At 49.1% G+C, this 26,756-nt stretch carries 42 protein-coding genes, 2 tRNA genes and 2 rRNA genes; 3 read left to right on the top strand and 43 right to left on the bottom strand.

What is annotated here, in order from left to right; all coding sequences use genetic code 11:
- Positions 1-7: 7 nt before the first annotated feature.
- From ABIE48_RS34440 to ABIE48_RS34415, 6 genes are all read right to left on the bottom strand, one after another.
- Positions 8-83, bottom strand: a tRNA-Ala gene (locus ABIE48_RS34440).
- A 44-nt stretch (positions 84-127) separates the two neighbouring features.
- Positions 128-204, bottom strand: a tRNA-Ile gene (locus ABIE48_RS34435).
- Between the two features lie 45 nt (positions 205-249).
- Positions 250-366 (bottom strand): 5S ribosomal RNA (gene rrf, locus ABIE48_RS34430).
- A 112-nt stretch (positions 367-478) separates the two neighbouring features.
- A 16S ribosomal RNA gene (locus ABIE48_RS34425) occupies positions 479-2,031 on the bottom strand.
- 304 nt (positions 2,032-2,335) lie between these two features.
- Positions 2,336-2,566: a hypothetical protein gene (locus ABIE48_RS34420; protein WP_076176772.1), complete on the bottom strand. Its 231-nt coding sequence runs from the start codon at positions 2,564-2,566 to the stop codon at positions 2,336-2,338.
- Between the two features lie 120 nt (positions 2,567-2,686).
- Positions 2,687-3,292 (bottom strand): stage II sporulation protein M, encoded by a 606-nt coding sequence (locus ABIE48_RS34415; RefSeq protein WP_145029980.1) that lies wholly within the window; start codon positions 3,290-3,292, stop codon positions 2,687-2,689.
- 185 nt (positions 3,293-3,477) lie between these two features.
- Between ABIE48_RS34415 and pdaB the strand changes: the two genes are divergently transcribed.
- A complete protein-coding gene (gene pdaB / locus ABIE48_RS34410) occupies positions 3,478-4,284 on the top strand; it encodes a polysaccharide deacetylase family sporulation protein PdaB (protein ID WP_076176770.1) in 807 nt (268 codons plus the stop codon).
- 30 nt (positions 4,285-4,314) lie between these two features.
- On the opposite strand, the gene ABIE48_RS34405 is transcribed toward pdaB, so the two are convergent.
- A complete protein-coding gene (locus ABIE48_RS34405) occupies positions 4,315-4,905 on the bottom strand; it encodes a KinB-signaling pathway activation protein (RefSeq protein WP_145029982.1) in 591 nt (196 codons plus the stop codon).
- A 127-nt stretch (positions 4,906-5,032) separates the two neighbouring features.
- Here ABIE48_RS34405 and gerD point away from each other — a divergent pair, with 127 nt between their 5' ends.
- Positions 5,033-5,752, top strand: coding sequence for a spore germination lipoprotein GerD (gene gerD, locus ABIE48_RS34400; protein ID WP_192717551.1), 720 nt, complete (start codon positions 5,033-5,035; stop codon positions 5,750-5,752).
- Positions 5,753-5,810: 58 nt separating this feature from the next.
- Here gerD and ABIE48_RS34395 read toward each other — a convergent pair whose 3' ends face one another.
- The 4 genes from ABIE48_RS34395 to ABIE48_RS34380 all read right to left on the bottom strand — a co-directional run bounded on the left by ABIE48_RS34395 (position 5,811) and on the right by ABIE48_RS34380 (position 9,719).
- Entirely contained in the window at positions 5,811-6,914 is a 1,104-nt protein-coding gene (locus tag ABIE48_RS34395; RefSeq protein ID WP_145029986.1) for an Mrp/NBP35 family ATP-binding protein, read from the bottom strand.
- Between the two features lie 72 nt (positions 6,915-6,986).
- Positions 6,987-7,754, bottom strand: a complete 768-nt coding sequence (cwlD, locus tag ABIE48_RS34390) for an N-acetylmuramoyl-L-alanine amidase CwlD (RefSeq protein WP_076176766.1) — start codon at positions 7,752-7,754, stop codon at positions 6,987-6,989.
- A gap of 69 nt (positions 7,755-7,823) precedes the next feature.
- Positions 7,824-8,993, bottom strand: a complete 1,170-nt coding sequence (gene sat, locus ABIE48_RS34385) for a sulfate adenylyltransferase (RefSeq protein ID WP_192717552.1) — start codon at positions 8,991-8,993, stop codon at positions 7,824-7,826.
- A gap of 33 nt (positions 8,994-9,026) precedes the next feature.
- Positions 9,027-9,719 (bottom strand): phosphoadenylyl-sulfate reductase, encoded by a 693-nt coding sequence (locus tag ABIE48_RS34380; protein ID WP_076176764.1) that lies wholly within the window; start codon positions 9,717-9,719, stop codon positions 9,027-9,029.
- Between the two features lie 335 nt (positions 9,720-10,054).
- Between ABIE48_RS34380 and ABIE48_RS34375 the strand changes: the two genes are divergently transcribed.
- A complete protein-coding gene (locus ABIE48_RS34375) occupies positions 10,055-10,288 on the top strand; it encodes a hypothetical protein (protein ID WP_145029988.1) in 234 nt (77 codons plus the stop codon).
- 109 nt (positions 10,289-10,397) lie between these two features.
- Here the strand turns inward: ABIE48_RS34375 and rpsI are convergent, their stop codons facing one another.
- The 32 genes from rpsI to rplD form a co-directional block, all read right to left on the bottom strand.
- On the bottom strand, positions 10,398-10,790 hold the full coding sequence (rpsI, locus tag ABIE48_RS34370; protein WP_076176762.1) for a 30S ribosomal protein S9: 393 nt from the start codon (positions 10,788-10,790) through the stop codon (positions 10,398-10,400).
- Between the two features lie 19 nt (positions 10,791-10,809).
- A complete protein-coding gene (rplM, locus tag ABIE48_RS34365) occupies positions 10,810-11,247 on the bottom strand; it encodes a 50S ribosomal protein L13 (RefSeq protein WP_145029990.1) in 438 nt (145 codons plus the stop codon).
- A gap of 135 nt (positions 11,248-11,382) precedes the next feature.
- Positions 11,383-12,207, bottom strand: coding sequence for a tRNA pseudouridine(38-40) synthase TruA (gene truA / locus ABIE48_RS34360; RefSeq protein WP_145029992.1), 825 nt, complete (start codon positions 12,205-12,207; stop codon positions 11,383-11,385).
- Between the two features lie 260 nt (positions 12,208-12,467).
- Complete coding sequence (rplQ, locus tag ABIE48_RS34355; protein ID WP_076176759.1) at positions 12,468-12,833, bottom strand: 50S ribosomal protein L17; 366 nt, start codon at positions 12,831-12,833, stop codon at positions 12,468-12,470.
- A gap of 33 nt (positions 12,834-12,866) precedes the next feature.
- Positions 12,867-13,811, bottom strand: coding sequence for a DNA-directed RNA polymerase subunit alpha (locus ABIE48_RS34350; protein WP_076176758.1), 945 nt, complete (start codon positions 13,809-13,811; stop codon positions 12,867-12,869).
- Between the two features lie 135 nt (positions 13,812-13,946).
- A complete protein-coding gene (gene rpsK / locus ABIE48_RS34345; protein WP_009589209.1) occupies positions 13,947-14,342 on the bottom strand; it encodes a 30S ribosomal protein S11 in 396 nt (131 codons plus the stop codon).
- Between the two features lie 19 nt (positions 14,343-14,361).
- Entirely contained in the window at positions 14,362-14,730 is a 369-nt protein-coding gene (gene rpsM / locus ABIE48_RS34340) for a 30S ribosomal protein S13 (RefSeq protein WP_076176757.1), read from the bottom strand.
- A gap of 21 nt (positions 14,731-14,751) precedes the next feature.
- Positions 14,752-14,865, bottom strand: coding sequence for a 50S ribosomal protein L36 (gene rpmJ, locus ABIE48_RS34335; RefSeq protein ID WP_026688601.1), 114 nt, complete (start codon positions 14,863-14,865; stop codon positions 14,752-14,754).
- A 155-nt stretch (positions 14,866-15,020) separates the two neighbouring features.
- Entirely contained in the window at positions 15,021-15,236 is a 216-nt protein-coding gene (infA, locus tag ABIE48_RS34330) for a translation initiation factor IF-1 (RefSeq protein WP_017692098.1), read from the bottom strand.
- 2 nt (positions 15,237-15,238) lie between these two features.
- Positions 15,239-15,547, bottom strand: a complete 309-nt coding sequence (locus ABIE48_RS34325) for a KOW domain-containing RNA-binding protein (protein ID WP_076176756.1) — start codon at positions 15,545-15,547, stop codon at positions 15,239-15,241.
- A 10-nt stretch (positions 15,548-15,557) separates the two neighbouring features.
- Entirely contained in the window at positions 15,558-16,310 is a 753-nt protein-coding gene (map, locus tag ABIE48_RS34320) for a type I methionyl aminopeptidase (protein ID WP_094600163.1), read from the bottom strand.
- A gap of 5 nt (positions 16,311-16,315) precedes the next feature.
- A complete protein-coding gene (locus ABIE48_RS34315) occupies positions 16,316-16,960 on the bottom strand; it encodes an adenylate kinase (protein ID WP_076176754.1) in 645 nt (214 codons plus the stop codon).
- An 86-nt stretch (positions 16,961-17,046) separates the two neighbouring features.
- Entirely contained in the window at positions 17,047-18,345 is a 1,299-nt protein-coding gene (secY, locus tag ABIE48_RS34310; RefSeq protein WP_145029998.1) for a preprotein translocase subunit SecY, read from the bottom strand.
- Positions 18,345-18,785 (bottom strand): 50S ribosomal protein L15, encoded by a 441-nt coding sequence (gene rplO, locus ABIE48_RS34305; protein ID WP_076176752.1) that lies wholly within the window; start codon positions 18,783-18,785, stop codon positions 18,345-18,347. Before rplO ends, secY begins: the two co-directional genes overlap by 1 nt.
- Positions 18,786-18,832: 47 nt before the next feature.
- Entirely contained in the window at positions 18,833-19,018 is a 186-nt protein-coding gene (gene rpmD / locus ABIE48_RS34300) for a 50S ribosomal protein L30 (protein ID WP_076176751.1), read from the bottom strand.
- Positions 19,019-19,030: 12 nt separating this feature from the next.
- The gene (rpsE, locus tag ABIE48_RS34295) at positions 19,031-19,528 is read right to left on the bottom strand and encodes a 30S ribosomal protein S5 (RefSeq protein WP_076176750.1); all 498 of its coding nucleotides are present in this window, start codon (positions 19,526-19,528) and stop codon (positions 19,031-19,033) included.
- Positions 19,529-19,554: 26 nt separating this feature from the next.
- Positions 19,555-19,923 carry a 50S ribosomal protein L18 gene (gene rplR, locus ABIE48_RS34290; protein WP_076176749.1) on the bottom strand — a complete coding sequence of 123 codons (369 nt, stop codon included), beginning with the start codon at positions 19,921-19,923 and terminating at the stop codon, positions 19,555-19,557.
- Positions 19,924-20,007: 84 nt separating this feature from the next.
- Complete coding sequence (gene rplF / locus ABIE48_RS34285) at positions 20,008-20,550, bottom strand: 50S ribosomal protein L6 (RefSeq protein ID WP_145030000.1); 543 nt, start codon at positions 20,548-20,550, stop codon at positions 20,008-20,010.
- Between the two features lie 30 nt (positions 20,551-20,580).
- Positions 20,581-20,979, bottom strand: coding sequence for a 30S ribosomal protein S8 (gene rpsH, locus ABIE48_RS34280; protein ID WP_076176747.1), 399 nt, complete (start codon positions 20,977-20,979; stop codon positions 20,581-20,583).
- 33 nt (positions 20,980-21,012) lie between these two features.
- The gene (locus ABIE48_RS34275; protein ID WP_013312154.1) at positions 21,013-21,198 is read right to left on the bottom strand and encodes a type Z 30S ribosomal protein S14; all 186 of its coding nucleotides are present in this window, start codon (positions 21,196-21,198) and stop codon (positions 21,013-21,015) included.
- A gap of 46 nt (positions 21,199-21,244) precedes the next feature.
- Positions 21,245-21,787: a 50S ribosomal protein L5 gene (gene rplE / locus ABIE48_RS34270; RefSeq protein ID WP_076176746.1), complete on the bottom strand. Its 543-nt coding sequence runs from the start codon at positions 21,785-21,787 to the stop codon at positions 21,245-21,247.
- Positions 21,788-21,818: 31 nt separating this feature from the next.
- Positions 21,819-22,172, bottom strand: coding sequence for a 50S ribosomal protein L24 (rplX, locus tag ABIE48_RS34265; protein WP_076176745.1), 354 nt, complete (start codon positions 22,170-22,172; stop codon positions 21,819-21,821).
- Between the two features lie 76 nt (positions 22,173-22,248).
- The gene (rplN, locus tag ABIE48_RS34260; RefSeq protein ID WP_076176744.1) at positions 22,249-22,617 is read right to left on the bottom strand and encodes a 50S ribosomal protein L14; all 369 of its coding nucleotides are present in this window, start codon (positions 22,615-22,617) and stop codon (positions 22,249-22,251) included.
- A 36-nt stretch (positions 22,618-22,653) separates the two neighbouring features.
- Positions 22,654-22,920, bottom strand: coding sequence for a 30S ribosomal protein S17 (gene rpsQ, locus ABIE48_RS34255; RefSeq protein WP_025336666.1), 267 nt, complete (start codon positions 22,918-22,920; stop codon positions 22,654-22,656).
- Positions 22,921-22,964: 44 nt separating this feature from the next.
- Positions 22,965-23,162 (bottom strand): 50S ribosomal protein L29, encoded by a 198-nt coding sequence (gene rpmC, locus ABIE48_RS34250; protein WP_076176743.1) that lies wholly within the window; start codon positions 23,160-23,162, stop codon positions 22,965-22,967.
- The gene (gene rplP, locus ABIE48_RS34245) at positions 23,152-23,586 is read right to left on the bottom strand and encodes a 50S ribosomal protein L16 (RefSeq protein ID WP_076176742.1); all 435 of its coding nucleotides are present in this window, start codon (positions 23,584-23,586) and stop codon (positions 23,152-23,154) included. The genes rpmC and rplP overlap by 11 nt, the downstream gene beginning before the upstream one ends.
- Positions 23,587-23,588: 2 nt before the next feature.
- The gene (gene rpsC / locus ABIE48_RS34240) at positions 23,589-24,254 is read right to left on the bottom strand and encodes a 30S ribosomal protein S3 (RefSeq protein WP_105441900.1); all 666 of its coding nucleotides are present in this window, start codon (positions 24,252-24,254) and stop codon (positions 23,589-23,591) included.
- A gap of 13 nt (positions 24,255-24,267) precedes the next feature.
- Positions 24,268-24,600 (bottom strand): 50S ribosomal protein L22, encoded by a 333-nt coding sequence (gene rplV, locus ABIE48_RS34235; RefSeq protein ID WP_076176740.1) that lies wholly within the window; start codon positions 24,598-24,600, stop codon positions 24,268-24,270.
- Positions 24,601-24,635: 35 nt separating this feature from the next.
- Positions 24,636-24,914: a 30S ribosomal protein S19 gene (rpsS, locus tag ABIE48_RS34230; protein ID WP_076176739.1), complete on the bottom strand. Its 279-nt coding sequence runs from the start codon at positions 24,912-24,914 to the stop codon at positions 24,636-24,638.
- Positions 24,915-24,984: 70 nt separating this feature from the next.
- Positions 24,985-25,815 carry a 50S ribosomal protein L2 gene (gene rplB, locus ABIE48_RS34225; protein ID WP_076176738.1) on the bottom strand — a complete coding sequence of 277 codons (831 nt, stop codon included), beginning with the start codon at positions 25,813-25,815 and terminating at the stop codon, positions 24,985-24,987.
- Positions 25,816-25,827: 12 nt separating this feature from the next.
- A complete protein-coding gene (rplW, locus tag ABIE48_RS34220) occupies positions 25,828-26,121 on the bottom strand; it encodes a 50S ribosomal protein L23 (protein WP_076176737.1) in 294 nt (97 codons plus the stop codon).
- Positions 26,121-26,744 (bottom strand): 50S ribosomal protein L4, encoded by a 624-nt coding sequence (gene rplD, locus ABIE48_RS34215; protein ID WP_076176736.1) that lies wholly within the window; start codon positions 26,742-26,744, stop codon positions 26,121-26,123. Before rplD ends, rplW begins: the two co-directional genes overlap by 1 nt.
- Between the last annotated feature and the right edge of the window lie 12 nt (positions 26,745-26,756).

The following is a 26,756-nucleotide window of genomic DNA, read 5'->3' as shown; positions in this document are numbered from 1 at the left end:
AATTAATTGGTGGAGCTAAGCGGGATCGAACCGCTGACCTCCTGCTTGCAAGGCAGGCGCTCTCCCAGCTGAGCTATAGCCCCATAAATAACCCCAATAAGTGATTTACACTTGAATGAAGTTTATATGGTGGGCCCTAGTGGACTCGAACCACCGACCTCACCCTTATCAGGGGTGCGCTCTAACCAACTGAGCTAAGGGCCCATATCGTGTATGGGAATTATTCATTTGAAACCCATAAGGGTTTGCGCTTGGCAACGTCCTACTCTCCCAGGACCCTTCGGTCCAAGTACCATCGGCGCTGGAGGACTTAACGGTCGTGTTCGGGATGGGTACGCGTGGAACCCCTCCGCTATCGCCACCAAACGCGTTTTGAAAGAGGTTTGCTCTCTCAAAACTGACCAACGAGTGAGTAACTAGCCGACCTGGCTAGATTTAGTATTTGAATGCTTCCATCGCAGGAAGCGATTCTCCATAGAAAGGAGGTGATCCAGCCGCACCTTCCGATACGGCTACCTTGTTACGACTTCACCCCAATCATCTACCCCACCTTCGGCGGCTGGCTCCTTGCGGTTACCTCACCGACTTCGGGTGTTGTAAACTCTCGTGGTGTGACGGGCGGTGTGTACAAGACCCGGGAACGTATTCACCGCGGCATGCTGATCCGCGATTACTAGCAATTCCGACTTCATGCAGGCGAGTTGCAGCCTGCAATCCGAACTGAGACCAGCTTTGATAGGATTGGCTCCACCTCGCGGCTTCGCTTCCCGTTGTACTGGCCATTGTAGTACGTGTGTAGCCCAGGTCATAAGGGGCATGATGATTTGACGTCATCCCCGCCTTCCTCCGGTTTGTCACCGGCAGTCATTCTAGAGTGCCCACCCGAAGTGCTGGCAACTAAAATCAAGGGTTGCGCTCGTTGCGGGACTTAACCCAACATCTCACGACACGAGCTGACGACAACCATGCACCACCTGTCTCCTCTGTCCCGAAGGAAAGGTCTATCTCTAGACCGGTCAGAGGGATGTCAAGACCTGGTAAGGTTCTTCGCGTTGCTTCGAATTAAACCACATACTCCACTGCTTGTGCGGGTCCCCGTCAATTCCTTTGAGTTTCAGTCTTGCGACCGTACTCCCCAGGCGGAATGCTTAATGTGTTAACTTCGGCACCAAGGGTATCGAAACCCCTAACACCTAGCATTCATCGTTTACGGCGTGGACTACCAGGGTATCTAATCCTGTTTGCTCCCCACGCTTTCGCGCCTCAGCGTCAGTTACAGCCCAGAGAGTCGCCTTCGCCACTGGTGTTCCTCCACATATCTACGCATTTCACCGCTACACGTGGAATTCCACTCTCCTCTTCTGCACTCAAGTCACCCAGTTTCCAGTGCGAACCAAGGTTGAGCCTTGGCCTTAAACACCAGACTTAAATGACCGCCTGCGCGCGCTTTACGCCCAATAATTCCGGACAACGCTTGCCCCCTACGTATTACCGCGGCTGCTGGCACGTAGTTAGCCGGGGCTTTCTTCTCAGGTACCGTCACTCCGATAGCAGTTACTCTACCGGACGTTCTTCCCTGGCAACAGAGCTTTACGATCCGAAAACCTTCATCACTCACGCGGCGTTGCTCCGTCAGGCTTTCGCCCATTGCGGAAGATTCCCTACTGCTGCCTCCCGTAGGAGTCTGGGCCGTGTCTCAGTCCCAGTGTGGCCGTTCACCCTCTCAGGTCGGCTACGCATCGTCGCCTTGGTGAGCCGTTACCTCACCAACTAGCTAATGCGCCGCAGGCCCATCCACAAGTGACAGATTGCTCCGTCTTTCATCATTCCCCCAGGAGAGGAAATGAGATATCCGGTATTAGCTCACGTTTCCGTGGGTTATCCCGGTCTTGCAGGCAGGTTGCCTACGTGTTACTCACCCGTCCGCCGCTAACCATCAGGAGAGCAAGCTCTCCATCAAGTCCGCTCGACTTGCATGTATTAGGCACGCCGCCAGCGTTCGTCCTGAGCCAGGATCAAACTCTCCAAGAAAGTTTGTGACTCATTTTGAATCTGACGAGATTGATTTAATCTCAATCGCTCCGGTCATAAGACCATCGCGTTTATACTCACTCGTTGTTCAGTTTTCAAAGATCAAAATCTCTTTCATTTGTCATCGCTGCATCTCAGCGGCGACTTTTATAATATATCATACTCACTAGATGTTTTGCAAGAGTTTTTTTAAAAAAGTTTCTTACCACTTTCTATCAACCTTGCAAAAGCACTGTGCTTCGTCTCAAAACTTAAAACTGAAGCGAAAATTAATTTATCATAAGATAGGCAGTGTCGTCAAGCATCATTGTTTAAATTGTGATAGCTTGCTGTTACGCGCATACTTTGAAAGCTCCTTTTGCGGAGCGAATCGGGCATACATCCGAAAAACAGTCTTGTAGCGGTTCGCAATGGCATTACGGATATCCTGATCCAATCGCTGATCGCTTAAGTCGAACAGCATCTCGTCCAGCTCCTTGCGCAGCACATAATCTAATTCCTTGCATTCCTTCTCGTTAAAAAGCATACCCAACATTTAGAACCGGCCTCCCTGTAGATTTATCCTCGAACGTCCATAATCGGAACGGAAATGGTTTTATCGTCTTACTGTTATGCTCAACTTTTGGGAAATTTATGAATCGCAATTTATAAAATACTAATTCTGCATTAAGGCATAGGTAACGGTGCTTTCAATAATTGCGGCCGCAAACAGCAGGATAACGACCCAAAACGCCGCTGTAACCGATTTTCGCAGCACACCCTCACCTTCCCTGCCCCTTGCTCTCTTTCCCGGATTGATTCCACCGATGACCCAGCTTCCCATTCTAATGCCGTAGGCGCACGCGATGATAATCGCCGGTATTTCAATAATTCCGTGCGGCAGGAGCCCTCTGATGACTAGATCGGCTAGACTCTCTCCCTGGGCGCTTAAACTATGTACCAAATAACCTATAACCATTCCGTTAACCAGCAGAAACATCACGGGCAGTATTCCCGCCAGAAGACCCAGGTAAATGATTAATACGCCTTTAATACTGTTATTCAGAAAAATAAACCCGAAGAAGCTCCACTGCGGATGCTCCGAGTTCTGCAATTTACCGCTGATCTCCCTCAAACCGCTTAGCTGCTGGTTCACCAGTTCAGCCAAAGCCCCGGTACTGATCCACCCGGCCGCCACTCCGGCAGCAAAAAGCAATACGGCAAACAGCAATGTTTTTTTGATCGACATCATGTCTCTTATAAATGTACTCAAACGAAGCAAACGATTACCTCCTCTATAGTAATAAGTCCCAAGTACGAGCATACATTGAAGTAAACAAGCTTTACATGAGCATTTCTCCTGAGATTCGTTAAAAGGGACCATTTACAGCTTATTTATAAAAACCCTTTGCTATAACGGACGACAGTGCAAAATGCTGATGTATGGAAAGGGGAGCTTACGAGCATATGAATTCATTTTTCTATGTGCTGAATGGCAGGAAAATAAAACGCACGTTTCTCGTGCTGGCCGCAGCGGTATTTGCCATCGGTATCATCTATGTCGAGAGCGACAACATCACGGTATTCTCTGAAGGGGCTCCAGCAGCCATTTACAGCGTCCCTACCGAGAAGAAAGTGATCGCCCTGACGTTTGATATCAGCTGGGGGGAAAAGCGGGCAGAGCCCATTCTGAAGGTTCTGAAGGACAAGAATGTGCAGAAGGCTACTTTCTTTTTATCCTCCCCTTGGGGAAAAAGCCATCCGGATATCGTAAATGACATCAAAAACAGCGGGTTTGAAATCGGAAGCCACGGCCACAAGCACGTGAATTACAGCACGCTGAGCGACGAAGAAATCCGCAAGCAGCTGATCACCGCCAATTCTATATTAACCGATTTGACCGGCAAGGAACCCAATCTCCTCCGCCTTCCCAACGGGGATTTTGACAAGCGGGTGCTGAAAATCGCAGACAGTCTTAATTATAAGGTTATCCAATGGGATACCGATTCCCAGGACTGGAAAAACATCGGTGCACAAAATATCGTTAACCGGGTAGTGTCGAAGGCACACCCCGGGGACATCGTGCTTCTTCATGCGAGCGACTCGGTCAAACAGACCCATGAAGCGCTTCCGGTCATCATTGATGAGCTCCGCAAGCAGGGGTACGAATTCGTAACCGTGTCCGATCTGCTCAGCCAAGCGGATACTAAGGGAAAAGAGATTCACGACCAAGCGGCGATGCAGCAAGCCATTGATGACGCAGCCGGCATGTAATCATAAGCAGAGAAAAAAGAGCTAAGGATCTTAGCTCTTTTTTGCGTTCAACACTTTATGAAGGATTAAAATTTGGTAAGCATTGCAGACGATCAGCGGAACCAGAATAAAGACGGTGGCGTTGTTGACGCCGATTTTCAGTCCTCCCACCAGCTCCACGATCGTGATCGCCGTCATGAAGAAGATTGTCGGTATCCAAGCCGTCGGATTGGTCGCTTTCGCCTTAAAATAAGCTACAACAATGGCTACGACAAGGATCGATATGCCGACGACCAAGTCGGAAAGCTGGCTGTTCTCCTTCCCGACAAAGGAGCGGAAAAACATGACTTCAAGCAGTGCCAGGACCGCAAGGACAAGCTGTATGTACTGCCATACTTTCTTGGGGAACACCCCGATGGCTGTGTAATTCAAAATCATATAAGCGAAGAAGCCAAGCTGGGAATAGACGCTGACCATCAGGCCGTACCCGAATAAAATGACCAGATAAAACAAGTAATCCGCTGGTCCCTTAAATTTAATTATACCGCTTCCAAACTGCAGCAGCACCCCGGCCACAATCGCCGCTATGGAGCCGGCAAGCAGCGTTTTCCAAAATAATGTCATCCATCTTTTTAAGTTCAAATATTCTGCACCCCCAAGACTTTATTTTACCAACGTTCACAATAAAAAACCATCCATGCCTCGACATATTTCGAATTTTCGGATGCCATACTACAAACAGGATCTGAAGCAAAGGAGGACAACACAGATGAAGTGGCCGGTTATCGGTTTATGTGCGCTTTTTTTCGGTATTTCCGCGGCTCTGACAGGGTGTGGATCGGAACAGAGCTATGCCCCGCCCCAGAGCGATTATAAAGAGATGAAAACGATGGTTGTCGATATCCTGAAGAGCGATGAAGGCAAGAAGGCCGTTGAGGATGCCCTGAAAGGCGGCGGCAGCGGTTCGGGCAGCAGCGGCTCCGGTTCTGGATCGGGGCTCGGTATGCAGATGATGTCCCTTCAAGCCGGAGAGCAAATCCGGACGGCCGTCAAAGACACCATTACCGCTCCGGAGTATAAGAAAGAGTTCGAAAAAATCATGACGGATCCCCAGTTTGCCGGGGACTTCGCCAAAGCCATCAGCTCGCAGAACAAGCAGCTGCATATGCAGTTGATCAAAGATCCTACTTATCAGCAATCCGTCGCCGATATTATGAAGTCACCCGAAGTCATGAAAATGTTCCTGGATATTACCAAGACCCCAGAATACCGCAAGCAGTCGATGACCGTCATGCAGGAAGCCATGCAGAACCCGTTGTTCAAAATAGAAGTCATGAACATGCTGAAGGATGTCGTGACCCAAGAACTCCAGCCTAAGGTCGAGAAATCGCAAAAGAAAGGTGGGGGTAAAGGCCAAGAAGGCGGGGACCAAGGCAGCAGTGAAGGCGGCAGCAAGGAAAACGGCGAGGGCGGCGGTGGAGGAAGTTAGCGGCATTAAAAAAAGCCCCGATTGGGGCTTTTTTGTTGTGATGAAGCAAATGTTCAGCTTACTGCTCGCACTTCGCAACAATCGATGCGGCCAATTGGCTGTAGATCTGACCCGTCGGCGTGTCCGCCTTATATACAGACGGCGAGAAGTCCGGTTCGGAGACATGGTTATCCGGCGCTCCAAGCGGCACCTGTGCCAGTAATTCCGTATGAAGCGTCTCCGCCAATTGTCCGCCTCCGCCCCGTCCGAATACGTAATCCCGCTTGCCGCAGTCTGAGCACTCGTAATAAGCCATATTTTCGACGACGCCCAAAATGTCATGATTGGTCTGAAGAGCCATCGCTCCGGCACGAGCGGCTACAAAAGCAGCAGTGGCGTGCGGTGTCGTGACGATGATCTCCTTGCTCTGCGGCAGCATCTGATGAACGTCAAGGGCCACATCGCCCGTACCCGGCGGCAAGTCAAGCAGCATATAATCGAGCTGTCCCCAACCGACGTCGCTGAAAAATTGGTGCAGCATTTTGCCGAGCATCGGACCGCGCCAAATGACCGGGTTGTTCTCACGGATAAAGAAGCCCATCGACATCACCTTCACGCCAAAGCGCTCCACAGGGATGATGGTGTTGTCCTCTACCACCGGCCCCTCTTCAATCCCCATCATATCCGGCACGCTGAAGCCGTAAATGTCGGCGTCAATAAGCCCTACGCGCTTGCCCATACGGGCCAAAGCTGCAGCCAGGTTGACGGTCACCGTCGATTTGCCGACGCCGCCCTTACCGCTTGCTACCGCGATGAAATGGACGTTCGGATCCTGCAGCAGCTGGTTGTGCTCCAGCCCGGCGGCATGTCCCTTGACGAGCTTATCCTCGTCCTCCTGGCGCATGCGCGCCGACTCGCCTAATATTTTCTCGCGTTCCAGCTCGTTAGCCTCCCGCATCCGGATGTGAATCTCCGCACCCTCTGCGTCCCCAAGCCGTTCCCGGATGTCACTCTCAAGCGCCTTGGCGTAATCCTCACGCTTGTCTAAGGTGATGACCGACAGTGAAATCCGGCTTTCCTTCACAACGATATCTCTTATCATTTGCAGCTCAATCAGGCTCTTCCCTGTGACAGGCTCGACGATTGGCTGTAATAGCTGTTGCACTTGCTCACGTGATAACATGCTGGCAGCACCTCTGCTTTATAGTATTCATCTTAAGTTCCATCTAAAGCCTCAGGTGCTATTATACCATTCTCAAGGATTTTCTGACGACACTTTCGCCTTCTCGCCGGACAAATACCGGAGAACCCCCTTGTAAACCGATGCGGCGACCTTGCGCTGGTAGCTCTCATCCCTGAGCAGCTCCGACTCCTGCGGATGGGACAGGAATCCTACCTCCACCAGAGCCGAAGGCATTTTCAGCGCTTGAAGCAGATATACTGTATTCACCGTTTTGGCCACCCTGTCCGTATTTTCGAGGTTCCGCTTAATCTCATCCTGAATTAATGCAGCCAGTCCTGCGTTGTCCGGATGATTCGGATAATAAAACGTCTGGGCGCCACGGTATCGGTTCGACGGAAAGCTGTTCATGTGAATGCTCAAAAACAGATCCGCATGCTTGTCCTCAATGAACTTGGCCCGCTGCTTCAAATCCTCTGTCTTGCGTTTGGAGTACCCTCTCGTATCGCCGGCCAGGTCGTAGTCGCCTTCTCGCGTCATCACGACGATCGCACCCGCCTGCTGCAAATAGTCGCGCAGATATAGGGCAATTGCCAGGTTGATGTCTTTTTCGATCACGCCCTGCTTGCTGACGGCACCTCCGTCCGGCCCGCCGTGACCGGCATCCAGTGCGATTACTTTCCCCGACAGGGGCAGACCCAAGGAACCCGTCGTTTTTGCGGCAGGTATTTGGTATGTGGCCACCGCAATAAAAACAATCAGCAGGCAGAGGCCGATCAGCGCTTTTTTGACCGTGCTTACCCGGATCCACAGCACCTGTTTCTTTCGTCCCTGCTTGGACATAAAAAATCCACCTCCGTTCCCCATATCGACTCTACACATCTATATGGGGCGAGGTGGACAAATAGTACTTTATGAAGATACTTGTGCGGACATCCCTTCGATCAAAATCTTAGCGACCTCGGGACGGGTAAATTCCGGTGGCGGGCAGACGCCGTCCCGCAGAAGACCGCGTACCTTCGTACCGGACAAGGTCAAATGATCTTCCTTCGGATGCGGGCAGGTTTTGCTGGATGCCATATTGCCGCACTTTTTGCAGAAGAAGCTGTGTTCGAAAAACAGCGGGGTAATGCCGAGTTCTTCCGCCGTGAAATTCGAGAAAATTTCCTGGGCTTCATAGGTGCCGTAGTAGTCGCCTACGCCGGCGTGGTCGCGGCCGACGATAAAATGGGTGCAGCCGTAATTTTTGCGGACCATCGCATGGAAAATGGCTTCTCTCGGGCCGGCATAACGCATAGCGGCCGGGAACACGCCAAGGAACGTACGATCGGCCGGGTAGTAGTTTTCGAGCAGGACCAGATAACTCTTCATCCGGACGTTGGCCGGAACGTCATCCGACTTGGTTTCACCAACGAGCGGGTTCAGGAACAGCGCGTCGACGATCTCAAGCGCACTCTTCTGGATATACTCATGAGCCCGGTGAACCGGGTTACGGGTCTGGAAGCCGACAACCTTCTTCCATCCCTTCTCTACAAAAATACGGCGCGTCTCCGCCGGATCAAAATAAAACTCGCCAAACTTGGCCGGTTTCGGACGGTTCAGCACCTGAATGCTTCCGCCCACATAGTTCGACGGGCGCTCAAACAGCTTCTTAACGCCAGGATGCTCGGAATCGCTTGCCTTGAATACCTTGGTCGCTTCAGCGGTCTGATCGACGCTGTAAATGCTCTCGATATTAAGGACGGCATACACCACCCCGTCTTCGGCTCCTACGAGGGCTGCCTTGTCGCCTACAGCGAGTTCCGCAGCCTTTTCATCGTCCACAGCCAGCGTAATCGGAATGCTCCATACCGTGCCGTCCGCCAGCCTCATGCGGTCGACGACCGACTTGTAATCCTGCTCGTTCATAAAACCCGACAACGGGGAAAAAGCGCCTACGCCAATCAGATCGATATCCGAAATCGTCCAAGTATTCACAGGAATCTGTTTAAAACCGGCCGCAGCCTGCAGCAGCTCTTCTCTGGCCTGGCCTTCAGCAATACGGTTAATCAAGGTACCTCCGTGAGGCTGAATCGCTGTCATCTTTTCGCTCCCCTTCTACTGCTCCGTTATTTATTACTTATGAAGTCCGCATTCAATTTTGTCACTGTTTGCCCAGCGTCCTGCACGAGGATCCTCTCCAGGGGCAACTGCACGCGTGCAGTGCATGCATCCGATACTCGGGAAGTTCATATCGTGAAGCGGGTTGTAGAATACCTGGTTTTCACGAATGTAGTGCCATACGTCGTCGGAAGTCCAGTCAGCCAGCGGGTTGAATTTAACAAGTCCGAATTTGTTGTCGTATTCCACCTTCTTGGCGTTAGCCCGGGTAGGCGCCTGATCGCGGCGGATGCCGGTAATCCAAGCGTCGTACTGGGACAAGATCCGGGTCAAAGGCTCTACCTTACGGATGTTGCAGCATGCGTTAGGATCGGATTTCCACAGCTCTTCGCCATGGGCAGCCGCCTGCTCTTCGGGTGTCAGCTTCGGCGATACTCTTACAAACTCAATGCCATATTTGGCGGCCAGGCGGTCTCGGGTTTCGTACGTTTCTTTAAAGTGGAAATCGGTATCGAGGTAAAAGATGTCGGTCGATGGGCTTACCTTTTGCAAAATATCAACGAGCACGACGTCTTCAGCACCAAAGCTGCAGGCAAACGTAATGTTCGGGAATGTCTCCACCGCAAGTCGGATCAATTCTTCAGCCGTAGCATGTTCCATTTCTTCGGCTTGTTTCTGGATCCATTGTTCTTTTTCGAGCAAATTCATACCAGATGCCTCCATTCTGAATAAAAGTATCGTTTGTAATTCACTATAATCCCTACTGAAATAATATGATTAATCACAAGTATAAAGTAAAACCGCTGGTTGTCAATTCCTTTTCGCCGTATTTTTTATCATTTTGGAATAAAGATTTTGAATAAGGGGCTCGTATGGCAATTTCTTCGCATTCCCCTATGCATAAACGTACTTTTGGGGATGACATACTAATCCGGTAAAGGGATTTGGGGCTGACAAGCTTTATACGCCGCTCTGTACAGAGGGCATCGGGCCACAGCAACATTGGGCTATATACACTAGATTATTGGGAAGGGGTGTTCTTGGTGATCGTATCTTCGCATCAACTGAAAAATGTGAGCGGACCGCTGTTTTGCGAAACCTGCAGCCAGCTATCCGATCAGTTCAATGTATGGTGGACGGACGGTAAAAATGATGATGGCCTGGACTACTGCAACATTCACGTGGAATGCGCCACCTGTCACAATGAGGTATTACACAAGTCGGCCGTGGGGGATATTCATAATTTGGAAGACGCAATTAACGTACTGAGCCAATAAAACGGCTGAGTGCACTTTTGGGCGCAACGGGATATTCCTTACGTTAAAGACAACAAAAAATCGCCCTAGACCAGTAATGGCCAGGGCGATTTGTACATAAAAGTAAATATTAACGTTTCGAGAACTGTGGCGCGCGACGAGCGGCTTTGAGACCGTATTTTTTACGTTCTTTCATCCGTGGGTCACGAGTCAGGAAGCCTGCTTTTTTCAGAGCTGGACGGTATTCCGGATCTGCTTTCAGCAGAGCACGGGAGATCCCGTGGCGAATGGCTCCGGCTTGGCCGGAAATCCCGCCGCCGTTGGCAATAACGAGCACGTCGTATTGTCCCAGCGTTTCAGTCAAAGTCAGTGGTTGTTTTACGATCAGTTTGAGGGTTTCCAAACCGAAGTATTCGTTGATATCACGTTTATTGATGACAATGCGTCCTTCACCCGGTACAAGGCGAACACGAGCTACCGAATGTTTACGACGACCTGTCCCATAGTATTGTACTTGTGCCATGAAACTGTCCTCCTTTTAATTAGCCGCGAAGTTCGTAAACTTCTGGGTTTTGTGCTGCATGCGGATGTTCAGTACCTGCGTATACTTTCAGTCTCAGCTTCATCTTTTCGCCCATGCGGGTTTTAGGAAGCATACCGTGAACAGCGGATTCCAATACACGTTCTGGCTTGCTGTTCAGCAGATCCTGAGCGTTTGTCACTTTCAAACCACCTGGATGCAGGGAGTGACGGTAGTATTTCTTGTTCTGAAGCTTCTTGCCTGTCAGATGTACCTTCTCAGCGTTGATGATGACAACGAAGTCACCTGTGTCAACATGAGTGGTGAATTGTGGCTTGTGTTTGCCGCGGATCAGAGCCGCTACTTCGCTCGCCAGACGTCCGAGCGTTTTGCCTTCGGCATCAATGATGTGCCATTTGCGCTCTACTTCATTTGGCTTGGCCATATAGGTCGTACGCATGAATAGTTCCTCCTTGGTTTCGTCCGAAAATCATTTATCTTCGTTCAATTGTCATTGTTAAAAAGTTAATTTTCATGTTAGGAATGTGAATCTCTTAACTGGGGCTGTGGGAAAGCCATTAAGAAAACACAACTTTTATTCTACAGTATCGCCAGGCAAATCGCAAGCTGATTTTAAATTATTTTCATCAGCCGCTTCATACTCGACGTTCCATAAAATCAGTCCCTTGGCGACGGCTGTAGGCCCTGCTTTGGACCGGTCCTTGGCTTCGAGAATCGCCGGCATATCTTCAGGCTTCTTGCGACCTTTCCCGATCTCCAGCAGCGTCCCCACGATAATGCGGACCATATGCTGAAGAAAGCCGCTCCCTGTGACGTAGATATGGATCAGCCCCTGATCCCGCGTCCCTGGACGGCACATGGAATCATCCACCACGAGCTCGGCCTCATACAGCGTCCGGATATGGGAAGGTTTCGTTGAATGGCGCGAAGCAAAGGAAGTAAAGTCATGAGTCCCGATCAGATGCTTCAATCCTTCCGCCATTGCCGCAATGTCCAGCTTGACGGGATGATGGAATTGGGTTCGTCTCTGGAACAGATCCGGAAACTGGTTGGCATTGATGGTATACCGGTACGTCTTCCGTTTGGCCGACCTTCTGGAGTGGAATTCCAGCGGAACCTCCTCCGCCTCCCAGACGATAATGTCTTGGGGCAGCCTCGAGTTGAGGGCGATGCACCAGCGCTCGACGGGAATATCGGAAGAGGTGATGAAGTTAAACACCTGGCCGCGAGCATGCACACCGGCGTCTGTTCGCCCGGAAGCATGGATCTTGACCTCTTCCCCTGTCAGCAGCTTGATCGCCTTCTCCAGGGCATCCTGGACCGTGCTGCCGTCCGGCTGGGTCTGGAATCCGCAGTAATCAGTACCGTCATAACTGACCTTCATGCATAGGTTGCGCATTTCTTAAACCTCCTGAATCCGATACCGCATGGTTTCCCGATGAACGGGGAATCCTATCCATTCGTACGTTTTTACACAAAAACGGCCCCACCGCGATATCACGGCGGAGCCGTTCCTGTATTCTGGCTCGGATGAACCGGCTGCTTCTTTTCAGAAAAAGAAGCTCCCTTCAGGAGCTCCTTAGACACGTCCCTAGAAGTGAAAAAAAGGGTTTGATCAGAATCATGGATTCCTTCCACCCTTTCCTCATCCTCATCAGTTTACGCGCGGTCAACCAGTTCCAAATAAACCATAGGCGCGGAATCACCGCGACGAGGTCCGAGCTTCAGGATACGTGTGTATCCGCCTGGACGCTCAGCGTAACGTGTAGCCAGCTCGCTGAACAGTTTTTGGATTGCGTCTTGCTCCCCATCTACCGTTTCACGACGAACGAATGCTGCCACTTGGCGACGGGCATGAAGATCACCCTTCTTTGCTTTCGTGATCAGCTTTTCAGCGATCGTGCGAACTTCTTTCGCTTTCGCTTCTGTCGTTTGGATACGCTCGTATAAGAACAGGTCGGTTACCAGGTCACGGAACAAAGCTTTACGTGCGCTGGAATCGCGGCCCAACTTTTGGTATGCCATGTTTTCCCCTCCTTCGCTAACAATCCTAAGATGCTATTCTTCTGTACGGAGTCCCAAACCGAGCTCTTCGAGCTTCTCTTGAACTTCCTCCAAAGATTTGCGGCCCAGGTTGCGGACTTTCATCATATCTTCTTCGGTTTTCGTGGTCAGCTCTTGCACCGTATTGATACCGGCACGTTTGAGACAGTTGTAAGAACGTACGGAGAGATCCAGCTCTTCGATTGTCATCTCAAGCACTTTTTCTTTTTTGTCTTCTTCTTTTTCGACCATGATCTCCGCATCTTTCGCTTCGTCCGTGAGACCCACGAACAGCATCAAATGCTCGGTCAAAATTTTGGCGCCGAGGCTAACCGCCTCTTCTGGTCTGATGCTGCCATCAGTCCATACTTCAAGCGTCAATTTGTCGTAGTTGGTCACTTGACCAACCCGCGTATTCTCCACGCCGTAATTCACGCGGCTAATCGGGGTATAGATAGAATCGACCGGGATGACGCCAATGGGTTGATCATCACGTTTATTCTTATCTGCTTGGACATAGCCACGACCGCGGTTAGCAAAAATACGCATATGGAGTCTCGATCCAGGACCCAGTGTAGCAATATGCAGGTCCGGATTAAGAATTTCCACATCGCTGTCCGCCCGGATGTCTCCTGCCGTCACGACTCCTTCGCCCTCAGCATCGATTTCGAACACTTTCTCTTCGTCCGAATGAATTTTCAGGGAAAGAGCCTTCAGGTTCAGAATAATTTCCGTTACGTCTTCCATGACGCCCGGAACCGTTGAGAATTCATGAAGCACACCGTCAATCTGAACAGATGTAACGGCCGCGCCAGGCAGCGAGGAGAGCAGAATCCGGCGAAGTGAATTCCCCAGAGTCGTTCCATATCCTCGTTCCAGCGGCTCTACCACAAATTTTCCATAGGCTCCGTCTTCACTGACGTCTACGGTCTCAATTTTCGGCTTTTCGATTTCAATCACGCAAGTACCCCTCCTTCAAACGTCGCTCCTATATGAAACTGTCACCTTGTTCAAGTGTATCCATGTAGTATGCCTAAACAACCATTATTAGCAGATTGTGCCGGTTTTATACCACATTCCCAGGTTGACTATCAATTAGACACGACGACGTTTTGGCGGGCGGCAACCGTTGTGAGGAATTGGAGTTACGTCTTTGATCAGGTTGACTTCCAGACCAGCAGCTTGCAAAGAACGGATCGCTGCTTCACGGCCTGCACCTGGACCTTTAACCATAACCTCAACTGCCTTCATACCATGTTCCATTGCAGCTTTGGCAGCTGTTTCAGCAGCCATTTGCGCAGCAAACGGAGTGGATTTACGGGAACCTTTGAATCCGAGGCCGCCGGAGCTTGCCCAAGAAATTGCGTTACCGTGAGGATCCGTGATCGTTACGATCGTATTGTTGAACGTGGAACGGATATGAGCCACGCCAGATTCAATATTTTTACGGTCACGACGTTTAGTACGTACGACTTTTTTCGGTTTAGCCATTGTCTTTTATCCCCCCTTATTATTTCTTCTTGTTCGCTACAGTACGACGAGGGCCTTTCCGTGTACGAGCATTGGTTTTAGTACGTTGTCCACGAACCGGCAGACCGCGGCGATGACGCACACCACGATAGCATCCGATTTCAACGAGACGCTTAATATTTAAGGAAATTTCACGACGCAGGTCACCTTCAACCTTAACCCCTTTGTCGATCGTTTCACGCAATTTGCTGACTTCATCTTCCGTCAAATCACGAACACGAGTGTCCGGATTGATGCCTGTTTCGCTCAGAATTTTCTGGGAAGTCGTTTTACCGATTCCGAAAATATAAGTCAAGGCGATCTCAACGCGTTTGTCACGTGGCAAATCCACACCAGCTATACGAGCCATTTTACGCTACACCCCCTTCTCTTAACCTTGTTTTTGTTTGTGCTTCGGATTTTCACAGATAACCATTACAGTACCTTTGCGACGAATGACTTTGCATTTTTCGCACATAGGCTTTACAGAAGGTCTTACCTTCATGTTCATTACCTCCCTAAAGTTTTGCCAAGCAAAACTCTCTTCGTAGGATGACTCGGAGTCAACCGGACCAGGTCCGGATAAAATGTTCACTACGTTAATTGCTGCAAACGGGATGTTTAACATCCTGAACGTTTCCCCTAAAGGAAACGGAATTGCTATTTACGATAAGTTATACGACCTTTGGTTAGATCATAAGGCGATAACTGAACGACCACTTTGTCGCCTGTCAGAATACGGATAAAGTGCATCCGCAGCTTACCGGAAACATGGGCAAGAATCTGATGACCGTTCTCCAGTTCGACCTTGAACGTTGCATTCGGCAATGGTTCAAGAACCGTGCCTTCCACTTCAATAACATCTTCTTTGGCCACAGTCAGTCTCCTTTCTCTTCAGCTTGGGATTCGGTGGACTTCATAAACTTCATCACTGCATAACGCAGCTTTCCGTTTGTGACCCGACCGCTTTCTTTTAAACTGTCAACAACCTCACTGCTGATAAACTTTTGGGGTTCCAGATGCAATAGATTCTTCTTCTTGCACTGGTCAAACTTTCGTTTGTCCCCGTCAGCTATATACACAAATCTGCTGTCAGCTATGGATACGACCACGGCGAGCTGTCCGGCATCCTTGCCTTTCAGGATCTTCACAATTTGACCGATTTGCGGGCTGCTTTGATTGCTCAAGAACGATCACCTACACATCCAGTTTTGTGAAAATCTCCATGCCGTCCGGCGTCACAGCCACCGTATGCTCGAAATGGGCACACAGGGAGCCGTCAACCGTAACGACCGTCCAGTTGTCTTCCAGCGTCTTAACATACCTTGATCCGGCATTGACCATCGGTTCGATCGCCAACACCATGCCGGGTTTAAGCCGAGGCCCTCGGTCCGGCGTGCCAAAGTTCGGAATTTGTGGTTCTTCATGCAGTTCTGCCCCAACACCGTGCCCGACATACTCCCGGACAACCGAGAAGCCGGCATCTTCAATCACGCGTTGAATGGCATGCGAGATCGTAAACAGGCGCACATCAGGTTTGACAAGCTCTAAGCCTGCATATAAAGACCTTTCGGTGACGTCCAGTAGACGCTGGGCTTCCTCCGAAATGCTCCCTACAGGATAGGTCCAAGCGGAGTCTCCATGGTAACCACGGTACTGCGCACCGATGTCTAGCGTAATAATGTCGCCTTCGTTTAATTTGCGTTTGCCGGGAAATCCGTGCACCAATTGATCATTGACTGAAGCGCAAATGCTGGCAGGAAAACCATTGTAGCCTTTAAAAGACGGCAGCGCATGTTGACTGCGAATGTAGTGGTCTGCAATCCGATCAAGCTCTCCGGTAGTGATCCCCGGCTCGATGTGTTTGGCCATGAGGCGATGCGTTTCCGCAACGATCCGTCCAGCCTCCCTCATAAAGCCAAGTTCCGTTTCGGACTTACAAATGATCATTACAATTAACCTCGCAGTACCGATACGATTTCATCGGATACCGTACCGATTTCCTGATCCCCATCGATCTGACGCAAAAGACCTTTGTTCTCATAAAACGTAAGGAGCGGTGCTGTTTTGTTGATATATTCGTCCAGGCGGGTACCTACGCTCTCTTCGTTATCATCCGAGCGCTGATACAGTTCGCCTCCGCATTTATCACATACACCTTCCTGTTTTGGCGGGTTGAAAATCACATGATAAGTTGCACCGCAGTTCTTGCAGATCCGGCGTCCAGTAAGGCGCGCCATCAGCTTGTCGCGGTCTACTTTCAGGTTGATGACATGATCAAGCTTCGTGTTCAGTCTGCTAAGAATTTCATCCAGCGCTTCCGCTTGCGAAAGGGTTCTTGGAAAGCCGTCCAATAAAAAACCTTTTTCGCAATCGGACTGCTGCAGACGTTCTTCAACAATGCCGATCGTTACATCATCCGGTACCAGGAGTCCTTGATCCATGTATTCTTTGGCTTTCTTCCCGATGGGAGTTCCCTGTTTAATCGCCAAACGAAATGCATCGCCTGTCGAAATATGGGGAATGCCGAATTCATTGACAATGACTTCCGCCTGTGTTCCCTTACCTGCCCCAGGAGGGCCCATGAATAGTATGTTCACGTTTCTCTCTCCCTCCAAACACTACCGTTACAAGAAACAACGCAATAAGCACCGGGAAGTTCAATGGACTTCACCGGGACCTATTACTATTTATTGATAAAGCCTTTGTAATGGCGCTTAATCAATTGACTTTCGATGGTCTTCATTGTATCCAATGCCACACCGATGACGATGAGCAGTGAAGTTCCCCCGATTTTCACCGAGCTCGGCAGACCGGCAAGCGTACCGAAACCGATCGGAAGCAGAGAAATAACGGCCAGGAAGATGGCGCCGGTCATCGTTAACCGGGACATTACGCGGGTCAGGTACTTCTCAGTCGCTTTACCAGGACGAATGCCAGGAATGTAGCCACCGTTTTTCTTCATGTTATCAGCCATTTGGTTTGGATTCATCTGCACGAATGTGTAGAAGAAAGTGAAACCAATGATCATCAGAACATACAGTACCATACCAAGAGGGTAGTCATATCTCAAGTTAGTTTGGATCCATTGGGCCCAAGCATGAGTTGACCAGAAGCTCGCAATAATCGTAGGAAACTGCAGCAAGGAGACAGCGAAGATGACCGGAATAACGCCCGCAGCATTGATCTTGAGCGGAATATGCGTATTCTGTCCGCCGTACATTTTGTTGCCTACCACACGTTTTGCGTACTGCACAGGAATTTTACGAATCGCTTGCTGGATGTAGATGACACCCGCAATAATCGCCACGATCACAATAAGTATGACGATCGTCTTGAGTGTATTCATAAATACCTGACCATCTTGAATAAAGTTGGAGCTCGCTGTACTCCGGATATACATCGGGATGTTAGCGATAATCCCTGCAAAAATCAGAATGGAAATACCATTACCGATTCCTTTTTCAGTAATTTGTTCACCAAGCCACATCAGGAATGCCGTACCTGCGGTCAATACGATCGCAACGAGAAGGTAATCCACGAAGGTGGCGTTAGGAATCATTTGCGTACCGTACAACCGGTTAAAACCGATGGCCATCGCAAACGACTGAATCAGGCCCAATACTATCGTACCATAGCGTGTCAATTGCGCCGATTTCTTCTTCCCGTGCTCGCCTTGTTTAGCCCATTCGGCAAGTTTCGGGACGACATCCATCGACAACAACTGCACGATGATGGACGAGGTAATATACGGCACGATCCCGAGGGCAAAGATGGAGAACTGATGAAGCGCTCCTCCCGAGAACGTGTTTAAGAGACCAAACAACTCGCTACCCTGCTGATTCGTTTGCTCCAGGACCGTTTTATCAACGCCTGGAACAGGAACGAATGAACCGATACGGTAAATGATCAGTACAAACAAGGTGAACAAGATTCTCTTGCGTAGGTCCTCAACCCGCCATATATTCTTCAGGGTCTTAAACATTAGATCACCTCGGTTTTACCGCCGGCAGCCTCGATTTTCTCTACCGCAGATTGAGAGAACTTGTTTGCTTTTACAGTCAATTTTACGGTTACTTCGCCATTACCAAGAATTTTGATGCCGCTCTTCGTGTTTTTCACGACGCCGCTTTCCACCAAAAACTCAGGAGTTACTTCAGTACCCTCTGCAAAGCTGTTCAGTTCCTCGATGTTCACGATCGCATACTCTTTCCGCGTAGGATTTACAAATCCACGTTTCGGCAGACGACGATACAATGGGTTTTGCCCACCTTCGAAGCCAGGACGCACACCGCCGCCAGAACGAGCGTTTTGACCTTTGTGACCACGGCCAGATGTTTTACCAGTACCGCTACTTGTACCACGGCCAACACGTTTGCGTTCTTTGCGGGATCCAGCAGCTGAGGAAAGTTCGTGTAACTTCATCGTTCGTTGCACCTCCTTAATATTTCTAGGTTAATCTTGTTGCAAGATTAACCTTCAATTTCAGTAACAGATACCAAGTGGCTCACTTTGTTGATCATTCCGCGAATTGCAGGATTGTCGTTATGAACCACCGTCGAATTTAATTTACGCAAGCCGAGAGTTTTTACAGTCGTGCGCTGAGTTTCAGGACGGCCGATCAAACTGCGGACGAGGGTAATTTGAAGTTTAGCCATGACATTCCCTCCTTAACCGAGCAGCTCTTCGACAGATTTGCCACGCAATTTGGCTACATCTTCAGCACGCTTCAGACGGGACAAGCCCTCCAAAGTCGCGTTGACCATGTTCATGGAGTTCGAAGAACCCAAAGATTTTGTCAAGATGTCACCTACACCTGCCAGTTCCAGTACGGCACGCACAGGACCGCCGGCGATAACTCCAGTACCTTCAGACGCTGGTTTCAAAAGAACGCGTCCAGCACCAAAGTGGCCAGTGACCAGGTGAGGAATTGATGTTCCAACGAGAGGAACGTGAATCAGATTTTTCTTAGCATCTTCGATGCCTTTGCGGATGGCGTCAGGAACTTCGCCTGCTTTACCGATACCAGCACCAACCCAGCCTTTGCCGTCACCGACAACTACCAGCGCGCTGAAGCTGAAACGGCGTCCGCCTTTTACTACTTTAGCAACGCGGTTAATATTAACCACTCTTTCAGTCAGTTCCAAAGTGTTAGGATCTACACGCAAGTCGTTTACCTCCTTTTTAGAAATTCTTAGAATTCCAAGCCTGCTTCGCGAGCTGCGTCAGCCAGAGCTTGAATCCGTCCATGGTACAGGTATCCTCCGCGGTCGAATACGATCGAAGTATGACCTTTTTCTTTTGCACGCTTAGCAACGAGTTCGCCGACTTGACGAGCAGCCTCAACGCTGCCGCCGTTTTTCACGGAACCGCTAAGCTCTTTATCAACTGTAGACGCAGAAACGATGGTTACGCCAGCTACGTCGTCGATCAGTTGAGCGTAGATATGTTTAGAAGAACGGAATACGTTCAAACGTGGGCGTTCAGCAGTACCTTGGATCTTCTTGCGGACACGCAGATGACGTTTGAGACGAGCTTTGTTCTTATCCTCTTTTGTAATCATGTCTTCCCTTTCACTCCTTTCAGTTTTGCCATGACAGCTTCACTTTAAGACGCACGGGGTAAAGAAGGCTTAAGAAATAACGGCTTATTTCTTCTTACCTGCTTTACCTTCCTTACGGATAATGCGCTCACCTTCATACTTAATCCCTTTACCTTTGTAAGGCTCAGGCTCGCGAACGGAACGGATTTTAGCGGCGTATGCACCTACGCGCTCTTTATCGATACCGCGAACGATGATTTTCGTATTTGCAGGCACTTCGAACTCGATACCTGGTTCTGGAGTGATTTCTACCGGATGAGAGTAACCAACGTTCAGGACGATCTTATCTCCAGACTTGCTTGCACGATATCCGACCCCAACCAATTCCAGAGATTTCGAAAAGCCTTCAGTTACTCCGCTCACCATATTGTTGACAACGCTGCGGGTCGTGCCGTGAAGCGAACGATGCGCTTTGTTGTCGGATGGGCGCTCAACGACGATTTCGTTGTTTTCTACCGTTACCTTCATGTCTTTATGAAGTTCACGAGTCAAAGATCCTTTCGGTCCTTTAACCGTAATAACGGAATTGTTCAGTGTGATATCCACACCGCTTGGTACTGTGATTGGTTTGCGACCAATACGGGACATGTGTTGCACCTCCTTGTTCTGTGACGTGTATTACCAAACGTAGCAGACAACTTCTCCGCCAGCTTTGGATTGACGAGCTTCTTTGTCGGTCATAACTCCCTTGGATGTGGAGATAATCGCAATACCCAAACCGCCGAGGACACGAGGAATTTCGTTGCTCTTCGTGTACACGCGCAGACCTGGTTTACTGATTCTCTTCAAACCGGAGATGACGCGTTCATTGTTGGCACCGTATTTCAGGAAAACACGGATAATCCCTTGTTTGTTGTCATCGATATATTCTGCATCACGGATGAAACCTTCACGCTTCAAAATGTCAGCGATTTGTTTTTTCATCGTCGAAGCAGGCATTTCAACCGTTTCGTGACGCACAGTGTTGGCGTTACGAATACGAGTCAGCATATCTGCAATTGGATCAGACATAGTCATTTTGTGTGAACCTCCTTCCCGATTGTAAACTTCTTACCAGCTTGCTTTTTTCACGCCAGGGATCTGGCCTTTATAAGCTAATTCACGGAAACAAATTCTGCAAATTTTGAACTTTTGCAGTACCGAATGTGGACGACCGCAACGTTCGCAGCGTGTGTAAGCACGCACTTTAAACTTAGGCGTACGTTGTTGTTTTACCTTCATCGAAGTTTTTGCCACTTAGCCTGACACCTCCTAAAAATTTTCGGAGAAATGGATTTGCGAATTACTTCGCAAAAGGCATTCCCAATTGAGCGAGCAGCTCGCGGGACTCTTCGTCAGTTTTAGCCGTCGTTACGATAACGATATCCATACCACGGACTTTATCAACTTTATCATACTCGATCTCAGGGAAGATCAGTTGCTCCTTGAGACCAAGCGTGTAGTTGCCGCGTCCATCAAATGCTTTGGTAGACACGCCGTGGAAGTCACGGACACGTGGAAGGGTAACGTTGAACAATTTGTCCAGGAAGTAGTACATACGCTCTCCGCGCAGTGTTACCTTCACACCGATCGGCATATTCTCACGCAGTTTGAATCCGGCGATGGATTTTTTAGCACGAGTAATTACCGGCTTTTGACCAGCAATCAGCTGCATATCATTAACTGCGGCATCCAGTACTTTCGAGTTGGATACGGCATCACCCACACCCATGTTGATGACAACCTTCTCGATTTTAGGTACCTGCATTACCGTAGAATAACTGAACTTCTGCATCAAAGCAGGAGTAACTTCATTCAAAAAACGTTCTTTCATTCTTGCTGCCATGAATTATGAACCTCCTTTCTTAACGATTCGATTAGTCGATAACCTCTCCGGACTTCTTCGCAACACGGACCTTTTTACCGTTATCCAGCGTTTTGTAACCGATACGGGTTACTTTGCCGCTCTTCGGATCGATATGCATCACGTTGGATACATGGATCGGTGCTTCCTGCTCGATGATTCCGCCTTGAGGGTTGGATTGGTTCGGCTTTTGGTGTTTCTTCACCATGTTCACGCCTTCGACAAGCACACGGTTTTCACGAGGATACGCTGCGATGACACGGCCTTTTTTGCCTTTGTCTTTACCGCTGATGACCATAACCGTATCTTCTTTCTTCACGTGCAGTTTGTTGCTGTGCGATTCCAGAACCTTTTTCACTTTCGGCATTTTGTTACACCTCCTATGACTGCATGTCAGCGATTTATCGGGATCCCGTAACAGCTCACTGTCCGGGAATCAGCTACTAGATTACTTCCGGTGCCAAGGAAACGATTTTCATGAAATCTTTGTCGCGAAGTTCGCGAGCCACTGGTCCGAAAATACGAGTTCCGCGCGGGCTTTTGTCTTCTTTAACAACAACCGCTGCGTTTTCGTCAAAAGAGATGTAAGATCCGTCTTTGCGGCGTACAGAACGCTTCGTACGAACCACAACAGCTTTAACAACATCACCTTTTTTGACAACGCCGCCTGGTGTTGCTTGTTTGACGGAGCAAACGATCAAATCACCGATGGCTGCTGTACGACGTCCCGTACCACCCAGCACGCGGATACACATCAGTTCCTTCGCACCAGAGTTGTCAGCTACTTGAAGACGTGTAAATGGTTGAATCATTGAAATTTCCTCCTTTCGGAAAAACTAACTCTATCTTTAGATGATAACCGCTTTTTCAACGACTTCTACCAGTCTCCAACGTTTGTCTTTAGAGAGTGGACGAGTTTCCATGATTTTAACGGTATCTCCGATTTGTGCTGTGTTGTTCTCATCATGCGCTTTAAATTTCTTCGTGTATTTAATGCGCTTGTGGTAGAGATCATGCTTTTTGTAAGTTTCAACGGCTACTACAATGGTTTTATCCATTTTGTCACTGACAACTTTACCGATTTGCACTTTACGAGCATTGCGTTCTTCGCTCATAGTTAGCCTCCTTCCTGATTACAGACGAGCACGGCTGTGATCTATTAACTAATCCCAAGTTCTCTTTCACGGATGACGGTTTTAGCACGAGCTATTTCCTTGCGTACATCACGGATCCGAGTTGGGTTATCAAGCTGTCCGGTAGCCAATTGAAAACGGAGGTTAAAGAGTTCCTCTTTAAAGCCCGCGATCTTTTGCTCGATTTCTGCAGTGGTCAAGTTACGCAGATCATTAGCTTTCATTTGCTTCACCACCCAATTCTTCACGTTTCACAAACTTCGTTTTGATCGGCAGCTTGTGAGCGGCGAGACGCATCGCTTCGCGAGCGATTTCCTCAGACACGCCTCCAAGTTCAAACATAATCTTGCCTGGTTTGACAACTGCGACCCATTTCTCAACGTTACCTTTACCGCTACCCATACGAACCTCAAGAGGTTTTTGAGTGATCGGCTTGTCAGGGAAAATCTTAATCCATACTTTACCGCCACGCTTGATGTAACGCGTCATCGCAATACGCGCTGCTTCGATCTGACGGTTCGTGATCCAAGTTGGCTCCAGTGCTTGCAAACCGAATTCACCGAAGTTCAGTTCAGTTCCGCCTTTTGCCATACCCTTCATGTGACCGCGTTGTTGCTTGCGGTGTTTTACACGTTTTGGTACCAACATGATTAGTTGCCTCCTTCCTGAGCAGCTTGTTTCTTAGCCGTAGGAAGAACCTCTCCACGATAGATCCATACTTTTACGCCGAGACGGCCATAAGTTGTATGCGCCTCAGCCGTACCGTAGTCGATGTCAGCACGAAGCGTATGAAGTGGAACAGTTCCTTCACTGTAGCCTTCCGAACGAGCGATCTCGGCGCCGCCAAGACGTCCGCCCACTTGAGTTTTGATTCCTTTAGCGCCTGAACGCATCGTTCTTTGGATCGCTTGTTTCAGAGCACGACGGAAAGAAACACGGCGTTCCAATTGCTGAGCAATGCTTTCTGCAACCAGGACAGCGTCCAGGTCAGCATGTTTAATTTCAGAGATGTTGATGTGAACTTTTTTACCGCCTGCAATTTTCGTAACTTGGCTGCGAAGTACTTCAACTTCGGAACCACCTTTACCGATAACCATACCTGGTTTCGCAGTGTGGATAGTGACGTTCACACGATTTGCCGCTCTCTCGATCTCGATGCGAGAAACAGCAGAATCCTTCAATTTATTTTTCAGGTATTCACGGATTTTGACATCTTCCAGCAAAAGATTACCGAAATCTTTGCCAGCATACCATTTCGATTCCCAATCACGGATGATCCCGATACGGAGTCCGACTGGATTTACCTTTTGGCCCACACGTTATCCCTCCTTATTTTTCAGATACCACCAAAGTAATGTGGCTGGTGCGTTTATTGATCCGGCTCGCACGACCCATGGCGCGTGGACGGAATCTCTTCATTGTTGGGCCTTGGTTAACGAAAACCTGGCTCACAACCAAATTGTTAATATCCATCGAGTAGTTATGCTCAGCATTGGCGATCGCTGAGTTCAGCAGCTTCTCCACAACCAGGGAAGCCGATTTCGGAGTGTGGCGGAGAATGGCGATGGCCTCACCAACTTGCTTACCGCGGATCAAGTCAACAACGAGCTTGACTTTACGAGGAGCAATCCGAATAGATCTGGCATGTGCTTTTGCTTCCATTTGTTTTACCTCCTCTCAAACAAAGAGCTTCGAAATTATCTTCTTGTTTTCTTGTCATCGTCCGTATGACCCTTGTAGGTACGTGTTGGAGCGAATTCACCCAACTTGTGTCCTACCATGTCTTCCGTTACGTATACCGGAACGTGCTTGCGTCCGTCGTATACACCGAACGTGTGACCGATAAATTGTGGGAAAATCGTAGAGCGACGGGACCAAGTTTTGATAACCGCCTTCTTGTTCGATTCGTTCATCACTTCTACTTTTTTCAGCAGGTACCCGTCAATGAAAGGCCCTTTTTTCAAACTGCGACTCATCTATAAAATCCTCCCTTCATCCAATCTTCTCGTTACTTTCGGCACTTCACAAAGTTATGCACAGCGTGCATTATTTTGTGCGGCGGCGAACGATATATTTGTCAGAAGCTTTGCCTTTTTTACGCGTTTTGTAACCAAGGGTTGGTTTGCCCCATGGAGACATTGGCGATTTACGTCCGATTGGAGCGCGGCCTTCACCACCACCGTGAGGGTGATCGTTAGGGTTCATAACTACCCCGCGAACTTCAGGACGTTGTCCGAGCCAGCGGCTGCGGCCTGCTTTACCGATTTTGATCAGCTCGTGGTCTTCGTTACCAACGGAACCGATTGTAGCACGGCAAACTTTAAGCAGTCTGCGAACTTCACCCGAAGACAAACGTACGGATACGTATTTATCTTCTTTACCAAGAAGCTGAGCTTCGGTACCGGCTGCGCGAACCAATTGTCCGCCTTTGCCAGGCTGCAGTTCGATGTTGTGGATAACAGTACCTACTGGAATGTTCTCCATTGGAAGGGCGTTACCGATTTTGATGTCGGCGTTTGGACCGGATTCAATTTTGTCTCCCACTTTCAGACCTTTAGGAGCGATGATGTAACGCTTCTCTCCGTCTGCATAGTGGATCAGAGCAATATTGGAAGTACGGTTCGGGTCATACTCGATCGTAGCAACGGTACCTGGTATGCCGTCTTTCGTACGTTTGAAGTCGATGATGCGGTATTTACGCTTGTGTCCGCCGCCGTGGTGACGAACCGTAATTTTACCTTGGTTGTTGCGGCCAGCTGTTTTGCTGAGCGGTGCAAGCAACGATTTCTCCGGCTGATTTGTCGTGATCTCTTCAAAAGTAGACACGGACATGTTACGTCTAGCCGGGGATGTCGGCTTATACTTTTTAATAGGCACGTGATTTCCTCCTTACTCTACAGATTCAAAAAACTCGAGCGCTTTGCTGTCTTTGCTCAGCGTTACGATGGCTTTTTTCCACTCGGTTGTATAACCGTTGTAGCGGCCATAACGTTTCGGCTTAGCAGGGACGCGCATTGTATTTACATTCGTTACTTTCACTTTAAAGATCGATTCAACAGCTTGTTTGATCTCGGTCTTGTTCGCACGGATATCCACTTCAAAGGCATACTTCAAGTCGCCCATGTATTCAGCCGTACGTTCAGTGATCACCGGACGTTTGATAATATCACGAGGATCTTTCATTACGCGAGCACCTCCTCTACCTTCTGAACTGCTTCTTTCGTAATGATCAGTTTGTCGTACAGAAGTACGTCAAGAACATTAATGCCGTCTGCTGCAACAAATTTCACGCCAGGAATATTCCGTGCGGAAAGAGCCACATTATCATCATAGCCAGGAGCTACGATCAGAGCCTTACGTTCTACTTTCAGATTGTTCAGGATCGCTGCGAATTCCTTTGTTTTAGGCGTGTTCAGAGCGAGTTGGTCCAGAACGATCAGATTGTTAGCGATCACTTTAGAAGACAATGCAGATTTAATAGCCAGACGACGAACTTTCTTAGGAAGCTTGAACGAGTAGCTGCGTGGTGTTGGACCGAATACAGTACCGCCGCCCTTCCATTGTGGTGAACGGATCGAACCTTGACGAGCACGGCCGGTTCCTTTTTGTTTCCAAGGCTTACGTCCGCCGCCGCGCACTTCAGAACGGCCCTTCACTTTGTGTGTACCACGACGCAAAGATGCTCTTTGCAGCAATACCGCTTGGTTCATCACGTGTACGTTTGGCTCTACGCCAAATACCGCATCGTTCAGTTCCAGTTCTCCTACTTCGCTACCGCTGACATTAAACAGGGTTACTTTTGGCATTATGTGTTCCTC

Source organism: Paenibacillus sp. OAE614, assembly GCF_040546645.1.
Taxonomy (GTDB): domain Bacteria; phylum Bacillota; class Bacilli; order Paenibacillales; family Paenibacillaceae; genus Paenibacillus_AQ; species Paenibacillus_AQ favisporus.
Note: the sequence above shows the minus strand (reverse complement) of the source record. Positions and strands in the feature narration are given on the sequence as shown.